Genomic DNA, 22,920 nt, shown 5'->3' with positions numbered 1-22,920 from the left:
CCAATGATAGTCATCATGGCAGGAGGCCGTTCTAGGCGGATGGGTGTTGAGAAGCCCGTCATCAGGGTGGGTGGAAAACCAATGCTTCTCCGGGTTTACGGGCAGGCGAAGGTCGTGGACGATGTCGTGGTGGCCCTCTCAAGGAATACCCCCAGAACGAAGGAGCTCTGCCTGCGCGAGGGGATTCCCTCCGTTGAAACGCCCGGAAGGGGCTACGTTGAGGATATTCAATGGCTCCTGAGGGAGTTTGGGCCATTCATCAGTGTCTCCGCGGATTTGCCCTTCATAAAGGCGAGCGATTTTCAAATTATAGAGAAGGCCTTCGATGGGAGAACGAGTCTGACCGGGGTTCTGTCCCTCGAAAAAATCCCACAAGACCTGAACCCCACCGTGTATCGGGGATACGCGATAGTTGGCCTGAACGCCGTTGGGACCGAAGGTGAGCGGTTATTCGAGCTGAGCAACCCTCTTCTGGCTTTGAACGTGAACACGCCGGAAGAGTTAAAGCTCGCGGAGAAGATAGCGAGGCTTGTGGAAAAATGATTTAAGCCGTCTGGAAAACTCAAGGGTGGTGGTCTGATGGAGGATGCGGGCTCTTCCCTAGGCGGCTTCGTGATGTTCATAATACTGGCAATAATCGGCGTGATAATAATACTGGGGTTCTTCCTCTTCGCGGCCGCTTTCCTGGTGGTCTTAATCCCGCTAATAATAATCCTCCTCATAGTGGGTGCCGTTAAGGGATGGTGGAGGAAGAAGCATCCCCCTAAGGAGCTTGAGAGTCCAGAGGATTATTTTTAAATCCCCAGCTTCGCTAAAATCCTCTCCACGTCGAGGTTCTTCTCAACGACCTTCGCGAACCCCTCTATCTCCTCCTCGATGCTCCAGTCCTCAATGGATATTGGTTCGAGCCCCCTTTCTTCCCTCAGGAGGTTGAGGAAGCGCTCGGTGAAGGCGAAGTTGTGGAAGATGCCGTGGAGGTACGTGCCGAAAGCCCTCTCACCAACGGCCCCCTCAGGCTCGAAAGCTTTGGCGCTATTAATCGCCCGTATAACGGAGAACGGTCTCTCCGATACGCTCCGGCCAAAGCGTATCTCGTAGCCCTCAACGGCCATTCCGCGAGCTGGCTCCCAGAGGACCTCCGCCCGGAGGTGGTTCGTCCGCTTAACCCTCTCGAAAACTGTCTTAGCTGGCAGGAGGCCGATTCCCTTAACGATTCCGCGTTTGGACTCGACGGTGTCAAGGATTTTCTCACCGAGCATCTGGAAGCCGCCGCAGAGTCCAACGATGAAAGAGCCGTCTCTGTGTGCTTCGAGGATGGCATCCTCAAAGCCGTTCTCACGCAACCAGAGCAAATCCTCGACCGTGTTCTTGCTCCCGGGTATTATCACCACGTCGCCCTTGATCTCCTCGGCTCTTGTCACGTAATCAACGCCGTTTGCCCAGTGGAGGGGCTCAAAGTCTGTGAAGTTGCTGATGTGGGGAAGCCTGATTATCTGGATGTGAAGCTCTCCCCTAACCTTGGGGAATTCCGTGAGTGAATCCTCTTCGGGTAAACGGTGCTCCACGTAGGGGATAACGCCGAGGGTCGGCTTTTCGTAACGCTCTTCCAGATACTCAAAGCCCGGTCCGAGGAGAGACGGGTCTCCACGGAACTTGTTGAAGACGAAGCCGATTATCGCTTCCCTCTCCTCTGGCTTCAAGAGCTCCATCGTGCCGACTATGCTCGCGAAGCTTCCACCACGGTATATGTCGGTAACGAGGATCCCCTTGGCTCCGGCGTAAAGCATGACCCTCGTGTTGGCTATGTCGTAGTCCTTCAGGTTAATCTCAACCGGACTTCCCGCGCCCTCGATTATAACCAAGTCGTGCTTCTCCTTAAGTTCGTCCAGAACAGTCATCGCCTTCCTGAAGAGCTCCTCCTTCCTCGATAGCATGTAGTCCCTTGCCGAAACGCTCCCAATAGGCTTCCCCATGAAGACGACCTGGCTTCTCATGTTTCCCTCCGGCTTGAGCAGAATCGGGTTGAACCTCACGCTCGGCCTTTTCCTGCAAGCTATCGCCTGTAAATACTGCGCCCTGCTTATCTCACCGCCTTCGATGCTCGGCGCGGAGTTCAGGCTCATGTTCTGGCTCTTGAAAGGAACGACGTCATAGCCGAGGTTCGAGAAAATCCTGCATAGGGCAGTAACGAGGAGTGACTTGCCGGCACCGGATGAGGTCCCGAGTACCATCAACGACTCTCCCATTCTCCCACTGTTCGGAGTTGGCCGAAGGACATATAAATCCTTGGATAAAAACTCCAGCGGTGATGTCATGAAGAGCCTCTTCCTGCTGGTCTTAGGAAACACGAAGATAAGCACCGTTCCGGGGATAAGCGTTGCGGGAGCGACGCCCGAACTGACAAAGCTCACCCCTCCGGCGGATGCGGAATACCTCTTTTACGAGAGGCCTAGGATTATTGACGCGATACCCGTCACCCCGGAGGAGCATCCAACGCCGGCGATCATAACCAAGGCAGCTAGGGAACTGGCCGGCTTTCCTATAATAGTGGTGCGCGCCGGCACGTATCTGGCCCCACTGGTACCCCACGTCCACATCAGCGGGCACGTTGGCAGGGATTTCAGGAAGGAACCAGCCCTTCCGGAGTTCGGGGAAATCGTTCGCCTTGCCAAGCTCTTCGGCGAGGAGCTCAATAAAACCAACTTTGAAGAGATTGTTATCGGCGAATCCACACCCGGAGGGACCACCACGGCCCAGGCGGTCTTACGGGCCCTTGGCTATGACGCGCGAACTTCCTCTGCAGCTCCCAGCAATCCGATCGACCTCAAGGAGAGGGTCATTGCGGAAGGCTTTCGGCGGGCCGGGATTGAGGCAGGAGACCTAGCGGAGAGGCCGCTTGAAGCCCTCAGACAGTTCGGCGACCCCATGATTGCCGTGGTAGTTGGAATCTCCCTGGGATTCAGAAAGAACGTCGTCCTAGCAGGAGGCACCCAGATGCTAGCGGTGGCCGCCCTCTTGAGGGCCCTCAACGAGGATATGGAGAGGTTCATGATAGCAACGACCAAATGGGTCGTAAACGACAAAAGCGCCACGTTCCTCAAGACGGCAAGGGAAATCGGGGTGATCACCTACGCCGCGGACCTGGACTTCTCGAAGAGCGAGTTCAAGGGATTGAGGGACTACGAGAGGGGCTACGTAAAGGAAGGTGTTGGTGCGGGGGGAGCAACCTGGCTCGCCGTTAAAGCCGGATTCTCCCCGAAGGACGTATCGGCCAAAGTGGAGGAGCTGTACAGTCAGTTGATGACGCTTCAAGCGGCAGGAGGATAGCTCATCTCGTCCTCTCCCATTTTTCAATGCTCTCCTTGAGGGCATTCCTTACGGCTCTCCCTATGCTCACTCCAAGTTCCGTCGCCGTCCCCGCCCATTCTACCTCTCCTTCAGGAGCAAAAACACCTATTCCATCGCTCGTCGTCCCTGTGGCATTGTAGCCGAGCCTGAGGAGGGTGTACGTCTTCGCCTCGGTAGCCGTCATGATGACGTTCGCCATGGCCCCGACGGTCAGACCCTCATCAACCACGAGGGCGATGTTTATCGTCCCCGGTGCCCAGGGGGGTGGCACATCACCGGCCACAGCGGGGTTCGTTATCCCGGCCGTGACGTAGGCGGTAACGCTTCCGCTCCTTGCAATCGAGAGAACCTTGCCCACCTCTGCGGCAGTCATAAAGCCCACGAAGTTCTTCAGCCTGTGGTCCAGCTCAAAGGCGCGGCAGTCGGCCTTGTAATCCCCGGCGTAATTCTTGTGCACCATCATGAAGAAGAAACCGTTTGCTTTCGTGAGGCCTCCTCTGTACGGGGCGTTGCTCAGTGCCAGTAGCGGGCCGTTGAAGCGCTCGATGAAGTGATCGAACCTCATGAATAACGGTCCGCTCCGGGGGATATAACGCTTGCGCCGTTAAACGCTTCCGTTTGCTGAAAGGTTATTAAGTTCGGGAACAAGCTTAATCGGGTGGTAATATGGGGGCAGAGGAACACAAGAGAAAGGCTCCAAAGAAGTTTAAGTTCGCGGTCATAACTGTCAGCGACACCGCGAGCAGGGGGGAGAAGGAGGATAAGAGCGGGAAGTTTCTCATTGAAGAGCTGGAGAAGGCCGGACATGAGAGGGTTTACTACGCGGTCGTTCCCGACGAGAAGATCGCGATAATCGGTGCTGTTGTCGAGGCCTTCAGAGCGGGGGCGGAGGTCCTGGTAACCTCCGGCGGAACGGGGATAGCCAGCAGGGATGTGACGATAGAGAGCATCAGGCCCCTTCTCGATAAGGAACTGACTGGCTTCGGCGAGGTTTTCAGACTCCTCAGCTACGAGGAGATAGGCACAGCCGTGGTCATGACGAGGGCAACCGCCGGAATAATTAGGAGCTCCGGCAGAACCATGGCCGTCTTCTGCCTGCCCGGCAGTCTCGGCGCGGCAAGGACTGGGATCAAAATCATCCTCAAAGAGGCCGGCCACGTACTCAAGCACGGGAGGGAGTGACGTGAGGGAGTTCAAACGGCTGACCCCGTATAGAGCGGCCCTTGAGATGGTGCTGAAGGACGTTAGCGAGCTTGAGGAGGTCGAGAAGGTTCCCCTCTCAGAGGCCCTCGGACGGGTTCTGGCTGAAGACGTCGTTTCCCCTATAGACAGCCCGCCCTTCGACCGCTCTGCAGTGGACGGCTATGCTTTGCGCGCCGAGGACACATTCCAGGCGAGGGAGTACAGTCCCGTTGAGCTTAAAGTTATTGATGAGATAGTCGCCGGCGATGAGAGCAGGGTGAAGGTTGAGCCAGGGACTGCCGTAAAGCTAACCACGGGGTCAAAGATACCAGAAGGAGCAAACGCAGTTCTTATGCAGGAGATGGCCGAGCGCGATGGGAACGTCATAAGGGTTCTCAGGCCGGTCGCCCCGGGTCAGAACGTGGCCTTCGCCGGCGAGGATGTGAGGAAGGGAGAGGTTGTCCTCCGAAAGGGGCAGGTTTTAAGGTCCCAGGACCTGGCGCTCCTCAAGAGCATCGGCTTCAGGAGCGTGAAGGTCAAGAGGAAGCCCCGCGTCGGGATAATAATCACGGGCGACGAGCTCATCGAGGAGTTCGATGAGGACGCACTGAGGTCTGGAAAAATCATGGAGAGCAACTCGATCATGCTCACTGGGCTGGTTCGGCAGTACTTCGGTGAGCCGGTTTTCTACGGCGTCATTCCAGATGATGAAGACGCCACCAGATCTGCGATAGGGCGGGCAAAGAAAGAATGCGACCTAGTTCTCGTCACCGGCGGCTCCGCCTTCGGCGATAAGGACTTCGCCCACCGCTTCGTCAAACTCCTCTTCCACGGCACGACGATAAAGCCCGGAAGGCCGGTAGGCTACGGCGAGAGAGTCTTCATCATGAGCGGTTATCCGGTAGCCGTCTTCGCCCAGTTCCACCTTTACGTCAAGCACGTCCTTGCGAAGCTGGTGGGGGCTAGGAACTACGAGGTCAGGGTTCGGGCAAGGCTCACCGAGCGCGTTTCGAGCCAGCTCGGAAGGCACGAGTTCGTGAAGGTGTGGTACGAGAACGGGGAAGCCAGACCGATCAAGAAGAAGGGCAGCGGGATAATAAGCTCGCTCGTGGAGAGCAACGGGTACATAGAAATCCCAGAGGACAGCGAGGGGTACCTCGAAGGAGAGACCGTCGAGGTCGTACTCTACTAACTAAGCCTCCTGGAGAAAAGACTCCAGCCTGATGAACTTCAGGATGGCGCGGACGTCCTCGGGTATGTCCCTGAGCTTCCGTGGGTCGCCCAACATCTCAAATACCTCAATGACTTCCGTCGTTTTCCTCTCTCTTCTCTTCTTGGGTGGGTATCCCTGCCAGGGGGGATAGTACTTCAGAAGAATCTCCCACTTGTTTTTGCCCGCAATCCTCATGGTCTCCTCCGTGTGACTCTTTCATCTAGCACTTAATAAACTTTTTCAACACACCAGAGGGCATCGTTGAAAATGTTTCGGCGAAGCGTCTATGGCCCGCCCGTAACACCCGCCCCCATCGGTGCCTAACGGCGAACTCAGGCGGGTTAACCCAGGCGGGCCTGGACTGTGCTCGGCCTGGGTTTCCCGCGGCCATCGTGCTCCGTAACGCGGAAGGCCCTCCCGCGGGGACCTCGCTGAGGCCGAGCTGTAGCCCCCGCATCGCCCCCCGGTTCATTCTCCCCGGGGTCCTCGCGCAGGGGCATTTTAAAGTTAAAAGAAGAGGTATATAAAGCTGTCTCACTCCATGAGCTTCCTGAGCTGGGCGTAGAGCCTGCTCTCAAGGCTCTCCTTCTCGATGACGAGTATCAAGGTGCCCCTGTTGATTATCACAAAGTCCCTGAGCTTCGACAGGAACTTCATGAGGCTCTCCCAGGAGTTGTAGACGGTGAGGTACTCGAGGCAGTCGATGACTATTATTCCGTGGTCGCCCATTCTGGCGAACTCCTCCAGATACTTGTACGACAGCTCGGTCATTCTGGCGAGGTTTGTCGGGTTTATGGTGTTCTTGAACCTCCCCTGGAACGGTATCGTCGTGACGAAGTAGTACTGCCAGCCATCCGGAACCTGGGTAACGTCCCTGACGAAGGCCAGAACCGGCCTGTCCTTGAGCTTCTCCTTGAGCTTCTGATATTCCTTTCCGTTGACTATAACGACTCCCGGCTTCAGATCGACGGGAGCAGTAACCCTTTCCCTCCGCGGCGTGAATGACTCCGAGGATGTGAGCTTTACCATGGCCACTACCATGCTCACTATCAGTATCGTGGAGAGCGTGAAACCAACGGCCTTGTACCACTCCTCGATTCCAAAGAGCGCGGCGGGAATCAGGTGCAGCCCAAAGAGAATTATGCTGATGTAGAGGTATTTAACGGCGCTCTTGTAAATCTCCTCGGTCTCCCTCAACAGGAGCCCTCCCGCTATGACGAACACGCCCGTTATTCCAAGGGTGGCGGCGCTCGTTATGGTCCACACAGCGTCTCCGGTGTAGAGATACACCCCAACCATGTATACCATAAACGCCACTGGCATTACCGCCAGTACGGCCAGAGTTCTGTACCTGACGGTGATGGACTCCTCCTCAAGGAACCTCACAGCACCGTAGAAGAGTAAGGCAGAGAACGCCGGCAGCAGGAGTATACCGATCATCTGAATTGTGGGGTTTGTAAGGGTTGTGGAGAGAATAGCCAGGAAATCAAATATCCACGCCAACGAGAAGGCCAGGGCTGATCTTCTCCGATTACGAAGGTATATGCGGAATATCCATCCTGCGGCCATTAGGTCCGCTATCAGGACCATTGCGGCCTCGGTAAGCACCAACGCATGAATGCCATCCAACACATCTCACCCCACTTTCCTTTCGGGGTCTCCGAATCCGTCCCATTTAAACGGCCCATACGGAGGGGTTCTGAGCGCCGTTTCGTCCTCAAATTTAACAACCAGGACTTCGGGTCTGGCTATCAGCATGGCCACCCTTCCGCGTTCGTGGTGCTTCACTATCCTGTACCCATCCCCCTCCCTCTTCATTGGGAAGACTATCGTGAACGGGTAGTTGGGATAGTACCAGAACTCCCTGCCCTTGTGTATGCCCATCAGATCGCCAATGAGATAATAGCCGTAGAGGGGTATAAGCTTTGCGCCCTCGAATTTCTCACCCAGGGCCTCGAAGAATTCGTGGTTCACACCTACACCGCTGATTATCGCCGTCTCGATGTCCTCGCTGTACGGTTCAAAGAGAGTCATCAGCGGAGGCGCCGAGCGTACGGTGTTTATGGAGTCCCGCTCCATGATGCGGTTCGTGTACCTGACCAGCGGATCCAGTATCTTCAAAACCGCAGGCAATCCCTGGGTTTCGTAGACTTTTTTCAGCCCATCGGTTTCCATGCCTATGAAGTATAGCAAACCCCCGTAGCTCCACACCAGCTCGCTGATCTCCTCCTGAAACCATCCGTAGGGACCGTGAGCGATCGTTCTCATCCGGTGGCTCTCATCGTAAGTTTTATCGAGGGCGTAAATCTCATCGAGAGAGGTCCTCAGATACCTGCGGACCGCGATAAGGTACTCTCTATCCCAGTGGCCGATGGCCCGTTCCCTGGTGGTTCCGGAGGATTGATAGAACCTGATCCTCCCGGTGTACCCGTCGGGAACGAACTCCACCCAGTTGTGCCGGAGGTATTCCTCCTCCACGATGAGGCCGGAATTAAAAATATTCTCGAAAATCTCCTCCAGAGTTCCTTGGAATATCGAATCCAAATCCAGCCGAAGCTCTGCGGAGACTCTTCTCCAGTAAGGGGTAGTTTGAAAATGAAACTCAAAAACCTCTCTGAGATACTCCTTTATATCTGAGTCATCGATTTTCAGCGGATCCTTATAGAGGTTATCCAATATTTCTCGATAGTTCATGGAGATGATTTAACAGGAACCATATAAAAACCTTTCTTGTTGGAATTCATCCGTAGTTGGTTGGACAAACCCCAACGGTTATATACCATTAGCGCGATGTATTGTTCCGGTGAGTGTACATGACTTTGATTGTTGGAAGGGTTGATGGGGAGGGGTTTGATGACTTCAGGTACACCCTTGGAAAAGCCCTGGAGACGACACGATTCTGGCAGGAGAAGTTCTCAAGCGTTGACCCCGATGGACTGTCCCTCGAGGACCTCGCCAATCTCGTCGATACCGTAAAGATAACCCCCCACGACCTCTATGCCATCGATAAGGTATGGCCCGACTACATCCAGGAGGCGCGGATATTTTACACCGTGATGAGGACGAGCGGCACGACCGGGAAACCCAAACGGATTGCGTACTCCCGGGACGACCGTTTCAGAACGGCCCGACAGGTGAGGCCCTGGATCAGGGAGTACATGGACAAAGGAGACAGAATTGCCTCGTTCTTCCCACCGCTGCCATCTTCGTCGGGCATGTTTGCCTTCGGAAGCTTTGAAGCGCTCAACGCGAAGTCCGCCTATTACCAGATACCAATTCAATACCTCCTCGACAAGGAGATGCTCCTCAGGGAGCTTCAGGACATAAAACCAACTGCCCTGTTCTGCCTGACGGCAACTGCCTACAACCTTGGCCTCGTTCTCCCCGAGTCCATAAAGAAGGACATCCAGACAATAGTGGTCGGAGGAGAAACCCTGACCCCAGAGCTCGCGAGGGCGACCCTCGAGCTGTTTGAAAACGCCGTGATAATAGACAACTTCGGATCGACGGAGGACGCCATAACCGGATACCGAGTCATCACGAGGAAGAAGGCAACGAAGTTCAACTTCGAGGAGTCCATAGTAGTCCTCAAGGACAACGGCGACGGCTACGACGACTACAAGCGCATCTACATAACCAAGGTCATGAGGGAGGGCGAACTTACAGGTCTGCCCCTCTTCAACTACGACATCGGCGACCTCGCAAGGATCGAGAACGGCGAGGTCAGGAATATAATCCGCATCAAGGACGTCGTAACGCTCGCTGGAGCCAAGCTCCACATCGACCAGGTGATGGAGATAGTCTACGACCATCCGGACCTCCTTGACTTCGTGATAATCTACCACCCGCTCTCACCCGAGAACCCCAAGCCGAAGGCCATACTCCGCGTCGCCTACAGCGGAGAAAAGCCGGCAGGAATAGAGGACGAAGTCAGGGAGCTCATCTACGAGGCGAACAACCCGGTTCGCTACGAGGTGGAGGAGTCCAAGCAGGCAGAGCTGGTCATCGAGGCGGTTCCCCTTGAGAAGCTCAGGGCCGACCTTCCGAAGAGGCTCGGAAAGACCAAGAGGATATACATCGTCGGCAAGGACCTCTGATTCTGCCGTCCTTTTCCTTCCAATTTTGTCACAATGCCGAAAATTTATATAAGGCTCTTCTCAAACTTCCAGCGGTGGTGTCGATGGATGGAAAGATTATTCACGATGGGGTTCACGGTAGCATGAAGCTCACCGGCATTATCCTTGACCTCGTCAAGACCCCCGAGTTTCAGAGGCTCAGAAACATAAGACAGCTCGGTTTGGCCTACCTCGTCTATCCCGGTGCCAACCACAGCAGGTTCGAGCACTCCCTCGGCGCGTGGCACCTCGCCAAGAGGCTCTCGCAGGAGGTCGGACTGGATGAGAACGAGAGCATGCTCCTGCAGGTGGGAGCGCTCCTCCACGACATCGGCCACGGGCCCTTCAGCCACACCTTCGAGAGCATATACAAGCACTACGTCAAGGAGCACGACCACATGCACCTTGGCCAAGATATGGTGCTGGGAAAGGTGAACATAACGGAGAGCGAGAACGGAGGAAGGATCCCGGAGATAATCGAGGGCTACGATTACGACTTCACGCCCAAGGACGTTGCCGACCTCATACGCGGGAAGCACGAAAAGCATTACCTCGGTCACATGCTGCACGGCGACGTTGACGTTGACCAGCTCGACTACCTCGTGAGGGACGCCCACTACACCGGCGTCGCCCACGGTATAATAGACCTTGAGAGGCTGCTGAAGGTTCTCCGGATTCATGAGGGTGAACTCGTCGTTGACGAGAAGGGTATAGAGGCCGTCGAGGGCATGATGGTGGCCCGCTCGCTTATGTACTCGCGCGTCTACTTCCACCACACGGTCAAGATAGCCGAGGGCATGCTGACTAGAGCTTTGGAGTTCGCCCTGGAGGAGGGCTACCTCTGGGACTTCTGGCGCATGACCGACTGCAGGGTTCTGGTCGAGCTGGAGGACCTTGAGGGCTTCCCGGCCGAGATGGTGAGGCGCATAAGGTACCGCGAGCTTTACAAGGCCGCGGTTCTTGCAAGCGCGGACGAACTGACGAGTGAGGAGAAGAGGGAACTGCTGACGGCATACCGGAACGTGAAGCGGAGGCAGGAGATAGAGAGAACCCTCGCGGACATGGTCGGCGCGAGGGAGGGCGAGGTCATCCTTGAGTTCAGCATAGCAGACCTCATGCTCAGCGAGCCGAGGCTCAAGGCAACGGAGATAAACGTCCTCCTGGGCAACGGGGAGCTTCAACCGTTGACGAAGGTGACGCCGCTCGCCAACGCCCTCAAGAGACGCCAGACGCCGCGCTGGGCAGTCCTCATAGCGGCACCGAAGGAATACGTCCCGAAGGTAAGGGAGGTCTGGAGAAAAGTCATCTTCAGCTGAAGAGCTGCTTCTTTATCTCCTTCTTGAGCTCCTCTATCATCTCTATGAGTTCGTCGGCGTCCCTGACTTCCTCGAGGCTTTCCTTCGGTATCAGCGGGACCTCACCGACAACCTCGGTTCTGGTCTTTTCCAGGATGAAAACTCCGTCGCTGTTGATTATCTTGCTGACCTCCGTTACCATTTCGGCCCGCTTCACCGTTGAACGGGTTTTCGTCTCGTCTATCCCAGTGAGGATGTTGAACTCGTCCTCCTTGGACACCGCGTTGAAAGGTGCCTTCTTGACCTTCACGACTCCAAGGCCCAGCCCCTTGAGGCGCTCAAAAATCTCCCTCTCGAGAGGACTCTCCGGGGTCACGTTGAGGTTGGCCTCGACCGTTGAATGGAGTATGTCAATCGGCTCTGCGAGGGGTTCGTCGAACAGTTCCTCAAGCCTTATCGCAACCTCGAGAGACACCGCCTGCTCCCCGCGTTCGTAGTTTATCAGGCTCTTGCGTGAGACTCCCAAGAGTTGCGCCAGCTCGTTCACGGAGTAGCCGTACTTCTCCCTCAGCCGCTTCAGAAGTCCGCCGTTTATCCTTACGTAGAAGCCACCGCGTTCGGCGAATATCGCCGGCAACTCGTTCTCGACGAGGACGTCGTAGAGGGTCTCCGGCCGGAGGGCGTAGATTCCAAACCTCTCATAAACGACGCCCTCCTCAAGCTCGGCGTTCTTCGTCTTCAGCCCCACTATCAGGGGTGAGGCCTTAAAGAACTTGGAGAGCCGCTTGAGATCCTCGGCCTGCTCCTCGGTGACGGTGTCTATGTTGGTGGCCACCTTGACGAAGAGCAGAAGGAGTAACCTGCTCGCCACTATGTCGAAGCACGAGCCCTTGAAGTCCATCCGTGCCGTCTTGTACCCCGTGCCCCTGAGTATCGCCTCGACGGTTCTTATGAGCCTCTCCCTGTCCATCATTTTTAAATACGCGTAGGGCTTAATAAAGTTAAGGTGTTCGCATGAGGCCGATAATCGTTAAGGGCAATCTGGTTTCCCTGGGCGTGCTCATCCGGGAGGACCTGAAGCACGCCTGGGTTTGGTACAACGACCGCGACGTCAGGCGCTACCTCTCATTCTCGGAGGAGATATTCTTCTACGAGGACGAGCTGGAGTGGTACGAGGCCCTGAGGCGGGAGAAGAAGCACGAAAAAGTTTTTGCAATCATAGAAAACTCCTCGCGCTCCCTCGTTGGCCTCATAGGCCTGCACAGGATAGACTACCACAACGGACGCGCCGAACTGGGTTATTTCCTGGCCAAGGAGTACTGGGGCCACGGCTACGCGAGCGAGGCCGTAAAGCTCGCCCTTGAGTATGCCTTCGACTGGCTCAACCTGCGGAAGGTCTACGCCCACGTCTTCGAAACCAACATCGCCTCCATCCGGGTGCTGGAGAAGAACGGCTTCAAACTCGCCGGCCGCTGGAGGAAGCACCAGTACGTGCCAGGGGAGGGCTTCGTTGACGTGCTGATGTACGAGAGGTTCAGAGCTTAGCTTTTTAAACCCCCTCCCTTTTCTCTCAACGATGAGGCTTCACATCGGAATCGACGACACCGACTCACCAAACGGCATGTGCACCACCTACCTCGGTGCCCTCCTGTACCGCGAGCTTTCCCGCCTAGCGGAGCCCATAGACCTTCCCCGCTTGATTAGGCTTAACCCAAATATCCCGTACAAGACCCGCGGCAACGGAGCGGTCGCGATGACCTTTGAGGTCGATGAGGAGACCATCCCGGAAATCAAAGACACCGTCCTTTTCTACGTAAACCAGCTTTCCGACTTCACTCACGAGAACACTAACCCCGGTGTTGTCTTCTTCGAAGGGAACACTCCAGAAGAGCTCCGCGAGTTCTCTTTGAGGGCTTTAAGGGAGCACGTTACGATCGAGGAGGCTGAAAGAATCGCGAGGGAAGTTGAGGCAGAGTACTTCAAGTTCAAGGTCGGGAGGGGTATAATAGGCTCCCTCGCGGCGATAGGCTATCCCCTTGAACGCTTCACCTACGAACTACTGGCTTACAGGGAGCCGGACAACTGGGGAACGCAGAGGAGAGTGGACAAGGAGAGTGTCTTTCTGGCCGATAGCTGGAGCTATCCCTTCACCTACGACAACCTTGACCCCTACAAGAGGAGCGTCCTCATAACGCCCCACGGCAAGGATCCCGTTCTGGTCGGCATCAGGGGAATCGACAGAGGAAGGGTCATCCAGACCTTCGAGCGAGTTAAGTTTAAGGAGCCCGTCGCCTTCTACCAGTTATTCAAAACGAACCAGAACACCGACGACCACCTTACATACAAGAAAATCGGCGAGCTCAAGCTATACGACAGCGCGGTGGTTAGGGGAACGGTGGTTAAGCCCTACTGGGAGCGCGGGAGGCACGTTTTCTTCGAGCTGGAGGATGAAACGGGAAGGATTCGCGTTGCTGCCTTCGAGCCGACCAAGAAGTTCAGGAACTACGTGAGGAAGCTCCTCCCTGGAGACGAGATAATCGCCGCTGGTGGCGTTAAGGAGCACGAAGGAGTGCTAACCCTCAACCTCGAGAAGTTCTATCCGGTGAAGCTCGTTCCGAGGATCGAGTACCAGAAGCCGAAGTGCCCGAAGTGCGGCGGGACGATGAAGAGCAAGGGTGATTACCTCAAGTGCAAGCGCTGTGGCCATAAGATGCCAAAGAAGCTCATTCCGGTTGAAGTCCCGCGCGAGCTGGAGAGGAAAATCTACGAAGTGCCGCCAGACGCGAGGAAGCACCTGTCGAGGCCGCTGGTTCTGCCGGGTGGAGAGGAGAGGGTTTTAGAACTCCTGCAAGCGAAAGGCTTAAAGTGATAATCACCATTATCATAACGGTGATTATCACATGGTCAAGTTCGTAAATAGGAATGAGGAGCTTAAGGCACTGAGAGAACGGCTCTCAAGCGAGAATTTCGAGCTAATCGTCATCTATGGGAGAAGGCGCGTTGGGAAGACCCGTCTCGTCCTCGAAGCAGTGAAAGACGTTCCCCACGTTTACTACTTGGCCATTGAAGGAGATAACCTGAGGCACTTTCGGGAGACCGCCGAGAGGGTTTTTCCAGAGGCGAGATACGCCCGTGGAAGCTGGGAGGCCCTCCTCCACACCCTAAGAGGGAAGGTCATCGTCATTGACGAGTTTCCGAACTTGATAAAAGAAGATCCGAGAGTTCTAAGCGAGTTTCAGAGAGTTATTGACACAGATCTTTCGAATTCAAACACGAAGCTAATTCTCCTTGGCTCTTCGGTGGGCATGATGACGGAGAAGGTGCTCAGCTACAAGAGTCCCCTCTACGGGAGGAGGACGGGCTCAATGAAGCTCAAACCCCTAAAGTTCTTTCACCTGCGGGAGTTCTATCCCCGCTCAAGCTGGGAGGAGCTCGTGGAAGTCTACGGCATGACCGATGGGATTCCGTTCTACATAACGCAGGTCCGGTTGCCCTTCTGGGAGTGGCTTGATAGGGAGTTGAGAAACCCTGTAAGCTTCTTCCGCGACGAAGTAGATTTCCTGCTGAGGTACGAATTCACGGAGACAAGGACGTACAGAAGAATCCTTGAGGCGATAGCCCTCGGCAAAACGACACCAAAGGAGATAAGGGACTTCATCGGAATGAGACACTCAGATGTAACACCCTACTTGAGGAACTTAATCGAAACTGGCCTCGTTGTTAGGGAGGTTCCCATAACCGAAAAACCGAACTCGAAAAGGGGCCGCTACTACGTGGCCGACAACTTCCTCGCCTTCTGGTTCCGCTTCATCTATCCGAACCTCTCGGCCATCGAGGAGGGAATCTTTGACGTCGAGGAGATTGAAAGGGACTACAACCACTATCTCGGCCCGGTGTTTGAGAAGATTGCCGAGCAGTTTTTAATCGAGCTGAACAAGGCACGGGAACTTCCCTTCAGATTCACGAGGATTGGAAAGTGGTGGTACAAGAACGAGGAGATTGACTTGGTGACTTTGAACGAGAGGGAGAAAAAAGTCCTATTTGTTGAAGTCAAATGGAAGGAGCTGAGTGAAAGGGAAGCAAGAGGAATCTTGAAGGACTTGGAGAGGAAGGCCGAGCTTGTGAGGCTTGACGATTGGGAGAAGAGCTATGGGCTGGTGGCTAAGGGTGTTGAAGGGAAGGAAGAGCTGAGGGAAGGGGGTCGGCTTGTATGGGACTTGGGGGACTTCGAAAGGCCCGCTTGAGTGATCATTTCGCTTCTTAAAGCAGCCTCTCCATGAACTCCTCCCACAGCTTTCTGAAGTCCTCGTGCTTCTCCCCGCTCGGCTCGAAAACCCTCTCCACCCTAGGCTCTTCCCACGCGCTCAGAACGTCCCTCCCCTCCGCAACCGCGCGTGCTATCATGAAGGTTCCCTGCGCGGAGCCGTTGAGCTCCACCGGCCGGACTATTCTCTTCCCGCTGAAGTCGGCTATCAGCTGCAGGAGCGGGTCGATCTGCGAAGCGCCCCCGTCGGAGGTCAGGGAGCCAATCTCAACCCTGGTTCCCGATTCCATGGCGGCTATAACCTCCGCGACCCTCATCGCTATCCCCGCTATGAGCGCCTTGATGACGTCATCCCTTCCGACGCTGAACGACAGGTTGAGGAGCGCTCCCCTGAAGTCAGGCCTCAGATAGGGCGTCGAGAGGCCGGCGAAGGCGGGTATGAAGAGCACCCTTGGAAGGGTGGGATCTTTAAACGCAGCGCTGATCTCGGAGTAGTCCTCGACGAGCCCCACTTTCAGCAGCCAGTCAACGGCCGAGCCGGAGGCGTTTATTATTCCCTCGAGGAGGTAGAGCGTCTTTTTCCTGGTTTTAAGGGCGACCATCGGGTAGAGGCCTGGCGATGCGGGTTTGGGTTTCTCTCCAACGTTCAGATCGACGAAGGTCCCTGTTCCGTGGGTCATCTTCGCGCTCCCCGGCTCAACACCCGCACGGTAAAGGGCCGCCTGCTGATCCGCCACCATCGTGAGGAGGGGCACACCGTAGTCCGTTTCCCCCACTGGGAGGTCGTTCGGCTGGAGGGCAGGAAGGATTTTCTTGGGAATTCCCACGATGCCCATGATGTTGTCGCTCCACTTGAGGTAGAACGGGTCAAAGAGGCCCGTCGCGGATGCGTTCGTGTAGTCCGTCACATGCTTCCCCGTCAGGTTCCACGCTATCCAGCTGTCCATCGTGCCGAACTTCGCAGTTCCCTCCTCGACGGCCTTCCTGACTTCTGGCACGTTGTCCATTAGCCAGCGTAGGTGCATCGAGGAGTGGGAAGTGCCGAAGCCCACGTGGGCCAGGGTGATTATATAGGCTCCCTTTGGTAGGCTGGCTATTCCGGGAACGAGGCGGGAGAGTCCGTAGAAGACCTTTCCGAGAGCCCTACCAAAGCGAACGAGGAAGTTGCGGGAAAAGGCCTCCACGATATCTTTGGTCCTCGTGTCCTGCCAGGTTATCATGTTGTGGAGCGCTCCTTCGTCGTCCCACACGACGGTGGAGCTCCGCTGGTTGGTGATGGCCATTCCCTTTGGCATCCCAAGGGAAGAGGTAACCTCGTCTATGAGTCGCCTGACCGTTTCAATGAGCTCTTCGGGGTCGAGTTCGGCCCAGCCAGGCTCCGGATAAACGGGCCGTGTTCTCATGCTCTTCTCCAGGAGCTTTTCCCCCTCCTCGGAAAAAGCGTAGGCCTTGACGTTCGTAGTCCCAACGTCCAGGATGAGGTAGTAACTCATCCAACCGCCTCCATATCGCGCTCCGCAATCACATCAACACCGGTTCCAGCAACATCCTTCACGATAACCTGACCGCGCCTGACCGGGGCCTCCACAACGAGCCCTTTGAGGGCATCTATAACGTCTCGAATCCTGTCCTTGGGTACGGGTTCTGCCGTTCTCACCGGAAGGCGCGGATAGCGGGCGTTGAGTATCCTCACGGTCGTCGTGACAACCCGTCTCGGGTTCTGCACTTCCTCCTCCCCAAATCTCTTGCCCTCAAGGCAGGCAAAGCCAACGACATGAACCGCGTTCCCCTCGACCGTGATCCTCAGCCTGCACCCCTTGGGGCACCGAATGCAGAGAACCTCATACTCTCGCGACATCCACATACACCTCTTCCGCCCCGCTGATAGCTTCCCGGAGGATCTCAATCCGCTCAAGCGTCGAGGGCCTCACGTACTGCCTGAACTCCTTCTTCAGGATCTCTCCATTCCCGCCCCTGACGATTATCCACGCGCGACCTTCGACGGCAGGCCTGAGAAAAGCAACCACCGGTCTCTCGTCCTTCCATTCCAGCCGGTGGGGTGTCAGCGTCCGGACGTTGCTCCCGGGCTTGAAAGGTACTGGATTATCAAGCCGTTCCTCGCCCGCCAGGTACTTCTCAACGCCGTCTGCCGCGATGTAAGCGCTCTCAACGGCGTCGTCAACGTAGTCGAATATCTGGACGAGGTTGCCGGCGGCAAAAACTCCCCGCACCGTGCTCTCAAAGAACTCGTTCACGACCGGTCCCCTGGTCCTCGGGTCTATCTCGGCCCCAATTGCCCTCAACTTCTTGGCATAGGGCACGAGGCCAACGGAGAATATCACCGTGTCGCAGGGGTAGAACTCCTCGGTGCCGGGTATGGGCCTCCAGTTCTCGTCCACCTTCACAAGGATCGCTCCCTCAACGCGCTCCTTCCCCACTATCTCCTTCACCACAGTCCTGGGCCTGAAAGGTATGTTGAAGTCGAGGATGCACTGCTGGACGTTCCTCGGGAGCCCAACGAAGAACTCCTCCGGAAAGACGACGGTTATAGACTCAACCCCCTCCAGGTAAAGATGCCTGGCGACGATCATGCCAACGTCCCCGCCGCCGACTATGAGGACCCTCTTCCCGGGCAGGATCCCGTAGAGGTTCACAAGTCTCTGCACCATTCCGGCCGTGTAAACACCTGCCGGCCTTGTCCCACCGACCTTTATCTCGAAGGGGTGCCTCTCCCTGCAGCCTATGGCGTACACTATCGAGCGGGCCTTTATGCGCTCGACACCTCGCGGGCTCACCGTCACAAGCTCCTTGACGTCTCCCCCGGCGTTTACGGATTTGACGTACGTGTTCAGGTGCACATCAAGGCCGAGTTTGCTAACCTCATCCATAAAGTGGCCCGCAAACTCCGGCCCGGAGAGGGCCTTTCCGAATATTTTGGTCCCGAAGCCGTCGTGGATGCACTGGTCGAGGATACCTCCAAGTTCTTCCTTTCGTTCGATGAGCGCGACATCGTAGCCCTTACCGGCGAGCTTAACCGCCGCGGCCATCCCGCTCGGCCCTCCGCCGATCACAACGACGTCCTTCACGGTTCCTCACCCCTAACGGTGCCGTTGAAGAGCCTTCCACCGTTCTCCTTGACGACCTGGGAAATCGGAACTCCCAGCTCCCTTGACAGTATCTCCGCCGCTCTCAGCGTGCAGTAACCGCCCTGGCACGTTCCCATTCCGAGCCTCGTACGTCTCTTGATGGCGTCAAGGGTTCTCGCGCCCCGGCGTATCGCCTCCACTATTTCAGCCTCCGAGACCATCTCGCAGGTGCACACGATGTTGCCCCAGCGCGGGTCTTCCTTTATCCTCCTATCGAGTTCCTCAAGGCTCATCTCGCTCGCACGAGGAATCGGTTCCCTGTGCGGGTTGAAGTCGGGCTTCGGCTCTAGAGTGAGTCCCATCGAGTGCAGCTGCTCGACGGCGTACTCCGCTATCGCAGGTGCTGACGCGAGCCCGGGAGACTGTATCCCTGCGACGTGGAGGAGGTTCTTCACCCACTTGGCGGGCCTTATTATGAAGTCCTCCGTGAAGGTCGGCGCCCTGACCCCGGCAAAGTAGCGGATTATCCTGTGCTTCGGAAAGTCCGGGTATACCTCCTTGTAGCGCTCGAGTATCTCTTCGATCTCCTCGGGATGGACTGACGTGTCGGTTTTATCCGGCACCTCCACTGCAGTCGGCCCCCAGAGGATGTTTCCGTGAACGGTGGGGTTTATGCCACCGCCCTTGGTGTGGGCCGGCGCAGGAAACCTGAGCTCGGTGACGCAGTGGTTCACCCATCCCTCAAGCTCTTTGTCGAAGAGAAGGATCACGCCCTTCCTCGGGTGTATGGTGTACTCCCTCGAGCCGGCGAGCTCGGCTATCTCATCAGCGAAAACGCCGGCGGCGTTCACGACGTACCTCGCCAGAAAAGTCCCCCTGTTCGTAACGACGCCCTTAATGGTCTCCCCTTCCCGGATGAAGCCCACCACTTCTGTCTCGAGGTGTATTTCAACCCCGTTGGCAATCGCGTTTTCCGCCAGGGCAACGACGAGGTCGTAGGGGTCAAGTATTCCCGTTGACGGCACGTAAACCGCGGCCCAGGCTCCCCTCGTGGCCTTAGGTTCCAGTTTCCATATTCCCTCGCCTCTGATTATGCGTATCCCCTTAACGCCGTTCAGCATGCCCTTGAGCTTCACGATGTACGGAAGAATGTAGGCCGAGACGAATTTGTAGAACGGGCCCGGCAGGTATCTCCTGTACTTCTGGAGTGTCCGTGGGGTTATCAGCCAGAGGCTTCCGACGCGCTTGAACTTGACCCCCAAATCCCTGGCAAGCTCATCATACATCGCGTTTCCCCTGACGTTGAGTTTGGCCTTCAGCGTGCCGCGCTTCGGGGCCACGCCAGGGTGTATCATCCCGTTGTTCGCCTTCGATGCTCCCACAGAAACGTCGGTGGCTTTTTCGAGGAGGGCGACCTTCAGCCGGTACTTTGAGAGCTCCCTCGCTATCGCCGTCCCGGTAACACCGCCCCCGATTATGAGGACGTCGTACTCGCCGATGATTCTATCCTTGTTTTCCTCGTAGAGCTCCCTCCTCCGCTCTTCCTTACGCCTGAACTCCTCCTCGGGGTAGTCCTTCCATTTTATCCTGTTCACCACGCCCTCAACGCCCTTGATGCTCCCTATTGCAAGCCCAATCTCGACCCATTCCTCGTAAGCCTCCACTTCCCCGTCGAGGAAGACCACGCCGTCCCTGATCTCGAAGGTGATTCTGTAAGGAAACCTCCCAAGGACCTTCCGAACCTTTGATTCGAGGCTCATTCTTCCATCCTCTCCAGCAGGAACTCGACTATATCGAGAACCTCCAGACCATCACCGTTGAGTGCCAGTTCACAGCTCGGGCAGGCCGTCACGACTCTGGCTGCGCCGTCCCTGAGCTGCTTCCTCCTCTCCGCGGCAATTTCCTCGGCAAGCTCCGGCTTCAGCCTTGAGACGGCACTCCCACCGTGACCGCAGCAGAAGAGCTCCCTGCGCGGCTCCCTGATTTCAAGCCCTTCCACATTCTCCAGCAGACTCTTGAGGAGCCCCCTCCGCCCGAGATGCAGCGCGAGCTTGCAGGGATTGTGGTAGGTCACCGTTCCAGCCCCCTTCAGCTTCAGACCGCCGATGACCTCGCCAAGGAGCTCCGTTATGTGCAGAACCTGAGGTTTGAGCTTTATCCCGTATTTGGGGTAGAGGACGTGGAAGGTGTAGGCACAAGAGGGGCACGAGGTGACTATCAGCTCTGCACCGGTTGCGTTGAGCCTCTCCGCGGTTCTCTTGGCGACCTTCTTAAACAGCTCCGTATTGCCAAGGTTGTACGCCGGGAGGCCGCAACAGGTCTCGCTTATGGTGAAGGCTTCATAGCCGAGCTTCTCAAGGAGGACCAGGGTCTTTTCGGCCAGTTCCGGCCTCTCGTTCCTCACGGTACAGCCCTTGAAGTAGAGGACTTTCCCCGAACCGTCCGTACCCGAATCAGCGTTCCCGTAGACGTCCCCCGACGTTTCAAGGTTTTCAAAAACTTTCCTGAACTCTTCGAACACCACGCCCATATTCACGGCCTCTTCCTTCACCGGCTGGATGAGGTCGGCGACCGAGAACTCAAACGGACAGTAGAGGGTGCACAGGTCGCAGCCGAGGCAGGTGTACAGAGGCTCCAGGTTGTCGAGGTTCAGTTCGAGCCGTCCCTCGCGTATCATGAGCGCGACCCGCGCCTTCCCTGCAGGGGAGGTCGTTTCGCGCCCTTCAACTATCGAAACTGGACAAGCATGGCGGCACATGTTGGGACAGAGGGCGCACTTGGTCAGGTCATCCGCCGAGAGCTTTCCCTGAACGACCTTGAAGATCATCCTTCCGCCTGTAAGAAGGTTCGAGAAGCCGATTTCGTCCTTGAGCCAGTCCCACTTCCCGGGCATTCACATCACCATATTGCCAGGGTTCATAACATCCTTCTCATCTATCGCGAGCTTAATCTTCCTCAGCACCTCGTAGGCATCTCCCAGCTCCTCCGCGAGCCATCCCCGCCTGTGACGGCCTATTCCGTGATGGTGGCTTATCGTGCCTCCACTATCGAGCGTGGCCCTCATTGCGGCATCCCAGACCGCGTTGTAGAACTCCTCCGCGCTTCTGCCCTTCGGGGGAACGCCTGCAAAGGTGAAGTAGAAGCAGACACCCTGGTCGTAAAAGTGCGAAGCATGGGCGGAAGCCATCAGCGTACCCTTCACAGACTTCATGGCCCTGATGACGTTCCCATAAAGTTCCGCAGCCCTGCTCCAGTTTACCGCAACCTCTATCGTGTCTATGACCACTCCGATCGGCGCGAACTCGGATATCTCCTTCACGTTGAACCTCGTCTTGAGCCAGTGCCTCACGGGTTCCTCTCCGGCAGGCACCCCCTTGAATTCCCCCTCAACGATTTCCTTCTCGGCCCTTGCCAGCCTAGAGTCTCCCTCGACTATGATGACCGTCCCTATCTTTCCGTACAGCTCTTCGAATTTGTAGAAGTGCCTCTTCGTTTCGACCCGGTCGTATATCCTCACCACCGCCGGCCTCGCGCCTCGGTGGAGTATCCGCCTGACGGAGTCCAGGGCCTCCTCAAGGCTCTCCGATGCAAAGGAGAGCAAAAAGCGCTCCTCCGGGTAGGGGCGGACTTTGAGCCATACTCTAGTCATGATGCCGAATATTCCCTCGCTCCCAACGAAGAGCTTCCGCAGGTCGGGACCCGTTGCCGTCCTTGGGTGTGGTTTGAGCTCGATGAGCTTCCCGGGCGGAATTACCGCCCTTATGCCAAGCACCATATCCTCGATGCCGCCGTATCTGGTCGAGAACTGGCCTATAGCCTTGGTGGCAACCCAGCCGCCCACCGTTGAGGGGTAGAGCGACTGCGGAAAGTGGCCGAGTGTGTAGCCCCTTCTGTTGAGGTACTCCTCGATGTAATAGCCGTTGACTCCAGCACCGGCCTCGACCATAAGGTCATCCTCGTAAAGTCTCAGGTCCCTAAGACGCTTCAGGTCAACCACTATGCCCCCGTACTCAGGCACTGTTGCTCCCAAAACTCCAGAGCCGCCGCCGTAGGGATAGAGAGGAACGCCTTTTTCGTGAGCCACCTTAACTGCTTTCACAACGTCTTCCTCGCTCTCCGGAAACACCGCCGCATCGGGAAGCGCTGGAACTTTACCCTTCAGCAGCCAGTGGAAGGTTATGAGCCAGTAGTCGTGGCTGTACGAAAAGAGGTCAGCAGGCTTGGTCGAAACCTTGTCCCCGAGAAGATTTTTGAGTTCGGCGATGGCTTCATCAACGCTGCCCCTTTTGGGGCGCTTAAGGACTTCATCAAACGTCAGCGTCAAGATTCCACCCCTGATGCACATACTGCATGCACAAATAAAAGCATTTTGCAGTGCCCCGGGAACCACAGTACCGACAAGAAGGAAGGTCAGGGA

At 56.3% G+C, this 22,920-nt stretch carries 22 protein-coding genes; 10 read left to right on the top strand and 12 right to left on the bottom strand.

The annotated features are described in order from the left end of the window. Positions 1 to 3 precede the first annotated feature (3 nt). Positions 4 to 543 (top strand): NTP transferase domain-containing protein, encoded by a 540-nt coding sequence (locus tag A3L10_RS02410; RefSeq protein WP_088866234.1) that lies wholly within the window; start codon positions 4 to 6, stop codon positions 541 to 543. 36 nt (positions 544 to 579) lie between these two features. After that, positions 580 to 798 carry a hypothetical protein gene (locus tag A3L10_RS02405; RefSeq protein ID WP_088866233.1) on the top strand — a complete coding sequence of 73 codons (219 nt, stop codon included), beginning with the start codon at positions 580 to 582 and terminating at the stop codon, positions 796 to 798. Here the strand turns inward: A3L10_RS02405 and A3L10_RS02400 are convergent. Further along, positions 795 to 2,246, bottom strand: coding sequence for a cobyric acid synthase (locus A3L10_RS02400; RefSeq protein ID WP_088866232.1), 1,452 nt, complete (start codon positions 2,244 to 2,246; stop codon positions 795 to 797). The genes A3L10_RS02405 and A3L10_RS02400 overlap by 4 nt on opposite strands. A gap of 67 nt (positions 2,247 to 2,313) precedes the next feature. On the opposite strand from A3L10_RS02400, the gene cobT reads away from it, so the two are divergent. Continuing rightward, complete coding sequence (gene cobT / locus A3L10_RS02395; protein ID WP_088866231.1) at positions 2,314 to 3,327, top strand: nicotinate mononucleotide-dependent phosphoribosyltransferase CobT; 1,014 nt, start codon at positions 2,314 to 2,316, stop codon at positions 3,325 to 3,327. A 1-nt stretch (position 3,328) separates the two neighbouring features. Here the strand turns inward: cobT and A3L10_RS02390 are convergent, their stop codons facing one another. Next, entirely contained in the window at positions 3,329 to 3,913 is a 585-nt protein-coding gene (locus A3L10_RS02390; RefSeq protein WP_088866230.1) for an adenosylcobinamide amidohydrolase, read from the bottom strand. 101 nt (positions 3,914 to 4,014) lie between these two features. Here A3L10_RS02390 and A3L10_RS02385 point away from each other — a divergent pair, with 101 nt between their 5' ends. Further along, complete coding sequence (locus A3L10_RS02385) at positions 4,015 to 4,530, top strand: MogA/MoaB family molybdenum cofactor biosynthesis protein (RefSeq protein WP_088866229.1); 516 nt, start codon at positions 4,015 to 4,017, stop codon at positions 4,528 to 4,530. Position 4,531: 1 nt separating this feature from the next. Next, positions 4,532 to 5,722 carry a molybdopterin molybdotransferase MoeA gene (locus A3L10_RS02380; RefSeq protein WP_088866228.1) on the top strand — a complete coding sequence of 397 codons (1,191 nt, stop codon included), beginning with the start codon at positions 4,532 to 4,534 and terminating at the stop codon, positions 5,720 to 5,722. On the opposite strand, the gene A3L10_RS02375 is transcribed toward A3L10_RS02380, so the two are convergent. The 3 genes from A3L10_RS02375 to A3L10_RS02365 form a co-directional block, all read right to left on the bottom strand. Further along, positions 5,723 to 5,938, bottom strand: coding sequence for a hypothetical protein (locus A3L10_RS02375; RefSeq protein ID WP_088866227.1), 216 nt, complete (start codon positions 5,936 to 5,938; stop codon positions 5,723 to 5,725). 339 nt (positions 5,939 to 6,277) lie between these two features. Then, positions 6,278 to 7,375: a DUF835 domain-containing protein gene (locus A3L10_RS02370; protein ID WP_232461005.1), complete on the bottom strand. Its 1,098-nt coding sequence runs from the start codon at positions 7,373 to 7,375 to the stop codon at positions 6,278 to 6,280. Between the two features lie 3 nt (positions 7,376 to 7,378). Then, a complete protein-coding gene (locus A3L10_RS02365; RefSeq protein WP_088866225.1) occupies positions 7,379 to 8,437 on the bottom strand; it encodes a hypothetical protein in 1,059 nt (352 codons plus the stop codon). Positions 8,438 to 8,556: 119 nt separating this feature from the next. On the opposite strand from A3L10_RS02365, the gene A3L10_RS02360 reads away from it, so the two are divergent. Next, on the top strand, positions 8,557 to 9,840 hold the full coding sequence (locus A3L10_RS02360; RefSeq protein WP_088866224.1) for a phenylacetate--CoA ligase family protein: 1,284 nt from the start codon (positions 8,557 to 8,559) through the stop codon (positions 9,838 to 9,840). A gap of 83 nt (positions 9,841 to 9,923) precedes the next feature. Further along, positions 9,924 to 11,174 (top strand): HD domain-containing protein, encoded by a 1,251-nt coding sequence (locus A3L10_RS02355; RefSeq protein ID WP_088866223.1) that lies wholly within the window; start codon positions 9,924 to 9,926, stop codon positions 11,172 to 11,174. Here the strand turns inward: A3L10_RS02355 and A3L10_RS02350 are convergent. Continuing rightward, complete coding sequence (locus A3L10_RS02350; RefSeq protein WP_088181536.1) at positions 11,167 to 12,123, bottom strand: transcriptional regulator; 957 nt, start codon at positions 12,121 to 12,123, stop codon at positions 11,167 to 11,169. The genes A3L10_RS02355 and A3L10_RS02350 overlap by 8 nt on opposite strands. Positions 12,124 to 12,167: 44 nt before the next feature. Here A3L10_RS02350 and A3L10_RS02345 point away from each other — a divergent pair, with 44 nt between their 5' ends. Genes A3L10_RS02345 through A3L10_RS02335 form a run of 3 tightly spaced genes read left to right on the top strand, consistent with a single transcriptional unit; the run spans position 12,168 to position 15,397 of the window. Beyond that, the gene (locus tag A3L10_RS02345; RefSeq protein WP_088866222.1) at positions 12,168 to 12,698 is read left to right on the top strand and encodes a GNAT family N-acetyltransferase; all 531 of its coding nucleotides are present in this window, start codon (positions 12,168 to 12,170) and stop codon (positions 12,696 to 12,698) included. 31 nt (positions 12,699 to 12,729) lie between these two features. Further along, positions 12,730 to 14,022: a tRNA(Ile2) 2-agmatinylcytidine synthetase TiaS gene (gene tiaS / locus A3L10_RS02340; RefSeq protein ID WP_088866221.1), complete on the top strand. Its 1,293-nt coding sequence runs from the start codon at positions 12,730 to 12,732 to the stop codon at positions 14,020 to 14,022. A 31-nt stretch (positions 14,023 to 14,053) separates the two neighbouring features. Then, positions 14,054 to 15,397: an ATP-binding protein gene (locus A3L10_RS02335; protein WP_088866220.1), complete on the top strand. Its 1,344-nt coding sequence runs from the start codon at positions 14,054 to 14,056 to the stop codon at positions 15,395 to 15,397. Positions 15,398 to 15,413: 16 nt separating this feature from the next. Here the strand turns inward: A3L10_RS02335 and A3L10_RS02330 are convergent, their stop codons facing one another. From A3L10_RS02330 to A3L10_RS02305, 6 genes are read right to left on the bottom strand one after another with little or no spacing between them, the layout of a single operon-like run. After that, entirely contained in the window at positions 15,414 to 16,910 is a 1,497-nt protein-coding gene (locus A3L10_RS02330) for an FGGY family carbohydrate kinase (protein WP_088866219.1), read from the bottom strand. Further along, positions 16,907 to 17,275, bottom strand: a complete 369-nt coding sequence (locus A3L10_RS02325; protein WP_088866218.1) for a DUF1667 domain-containing protein — start codon at positions 17,273 to 17,275, stop codon at positions 16,907 to 16,909. The genes A3L10_RS02330 and A3L10_RS02325 overlap by 4 nt, the downstream gene beginning before the upstream one ends. Further along, complete coding sequence (locus tag A3L10_RS02320; RefSeq protein ID WP_088866217.1) at positions 17,259 to 18,503, bottom strand: NAD(P)/FAD-dependent oxidoreductase; 1,245 nt, start codon at positions 18,501 to 18,503, stop codon at positions 17,259 to 17,261. Before A3L10_RS02320 ends, A3L10_RS02325 begins: the two co-directional genes overlap by 17 nt. Continuing rightward, complete coding sequence (locus tag A3L10_RS02315; RefSeq protein WP_088866216.1) at positions 18,500 to 20,263, bottom strand: FAD-dependent oxidoreductase; 1,764 nt, start codon at positions 20,261 to 20,263, stop codon at positions 18,500 to 18,502. Before A3L10_RS02315 ends, A3L10_RS02320 begins: the two co-directional genes overlap by 4 nt. Beyond that, entirely contained in the window at positions 20,260 to 21,396 is a 1,137-nt protein-coding gene (locus A3L10_RS02310; protein WP_088866215.1) for a (Fe-S)-binding protein, read from the bottom strand. The genes A3L10_RS02315 and A3L10_RS02310 overlap by 4 nt, the downstream gene beginning before the upstream one ends. Further along, positions 21,397 to 22,827, bottom strand: coding sequence for an FAD-binding oxidoreductase (locus A3L10_RS02305; protein WP_088866214.1), 1,431 nt, complete (start codon positions 22,825 to 22,827; stop codon positions 21,397 to 21,399). It abuts the gene before it with no gap. Between the last annotated feature and the right edge of the window lie 93 nt (positions 22,828 to 22,920).

The organism is Thermococcus radiotolerans (genome assembly GCF_002214565.1).
Classification (GTDB): domain Archaea; phylum Methanobacteriota_B; class Thermococci; order Thermococcales; family Thermococcaceae; genus Thermococcus; species Thermococcus radiotolerans.
This window is presented reverse-complemented; position numbering and strand designations above follow the sequence as displayed.

Excerpts from the sequence above, each read along its gene's own strand:
- A3L10_RS02410 (WP_088866234.1), top strand. The coding sequence starts at position 4 with ATGATAGTCATCATGGCAGGAGGCCGTTCTAGGCGGATGGGTGTTGAG.
- A3L10_RS02405 (WP_088866233.1), top strand. The coding sequence starts at position 580 with ATGGAGGATGCGGGCTCTTCCCTAGGCGGCTTCGTGATGTTCATAATA.
- A3L10_RS02400 (WP_088866232.1), bottom strand. The coding sequence starts at position 2,246 with ATGGGAGAGTCGTTGATGGTACTCGGGACCTCATCCGGTGCCGGCAAG.
- cobT (WP_088866231.1), top strand. The coding sequence starts at position 2,314 with ATGAAGAGCCTCTTCCTGCTGGTCTTAGGAAACACGAAGATAAGCACC.
- A3L10_RS02390 (WP_088866230.1), bottom strand. The coding sequence starts at position 3,913 with ATGAGGTTCGATCACTTCATCGAGCGCTTCAACGGCCCGCTACTGGCA.
- A3L10_RS02385 (WP_088866229.1), top strand. The coding sequence starts at position 4,015 with ATGGGGGCAGAGGAACACAAGAGAAAGGCTCCAAAGAAGTTTAAGTTC.
- A3L10_RS02375 (WP_088866227.1), bottom strand. The coding sequence starts at position 5,938 with ATGAGGATTGCGGGCAAAAACAAGTGGGAGATTCTTCTGAAGTACTAT.
- A3L10_RS02365 (WP_088866225.1), bottom strand. The coding sequence starts at position 8,437 with ATGAACTATCGAGAAATATTGGATAACCTCTATAAGGATCCGCTGAAA.
- A3L10_RS02360 (WP_088866224.1), top strand. The coding sequence starts at position 8,557 with ATGACTTTGATTGTTGGAAGGGTTGATGGGGAGGGGTTTGATGACTTC.
- A3L10_RS02355 (WP_088866223.1), top strand. The coding sequence starts at position 9,924 with ATGGATGGAAAGATTATTCACGATGGGGTTCACGGTAGCATGAAGCTC.
- A3L10_RS02350 (WP_088181536.1), bottom strand. The coding sequence starts at position 12,123 with ATGGACAGGGAGAGGCTCATAAGAACCGTCGAGGCGATACTCAGGGGC.
- A3L10_RS02345 (WP_088866222.1), top strand. The coding sequence starts at position 12,168 with ATGAGGCCGATAATCGTTAAGGGCAATCTGGTTTCCCTGGGCGTGCTC.
- tiaS (WP_088866221.1), top strand. The coding sequence starts at position 12,730 with ATGAGGCTTCACATCGGAATCGACGACACCGACTCACCAAACGGCATG.
- A3L10_RS02335 (WP_088866220.1), top strand. The coding sequence starts at position 14,054 with ATGGTCAAGTTCGTAAATAGGAATGAGGAGCTTAAGGCACTGAGAGAA.
- A3L10_RS02330 (WP_088866219.1), bottom strand. The coding sequence starts at position 16,910 with ATGAGTTACTACCTCATCCTGGACGTTGGGACTACGAACGTCAAGGCC.
- A3L10_RS02325 (WP_088866218.1), bottom strand. The coding sequence starts at position 17,275 with ATGTCGCGAGAGTATGAGGTTCTCTGCATTCGGTGCCCCAAGGGGTGC.
- A3L10_RS02315 (WP_088866216.1), bottom strand. The coding sequence starts at position 20,263 with ATGAGCCTCGAATCAAAGGTTCGGAAGGTCCTTGGGAGGTTTCCTTAC.
- A3L10_RS02310 (WP_088866215.1), bottom strand. The coding sequence starts at position 21,396 with ATGCCCGGGAAGTGGGACTGGCTCAAGGACGAAATCGGCTTCTCGAAC.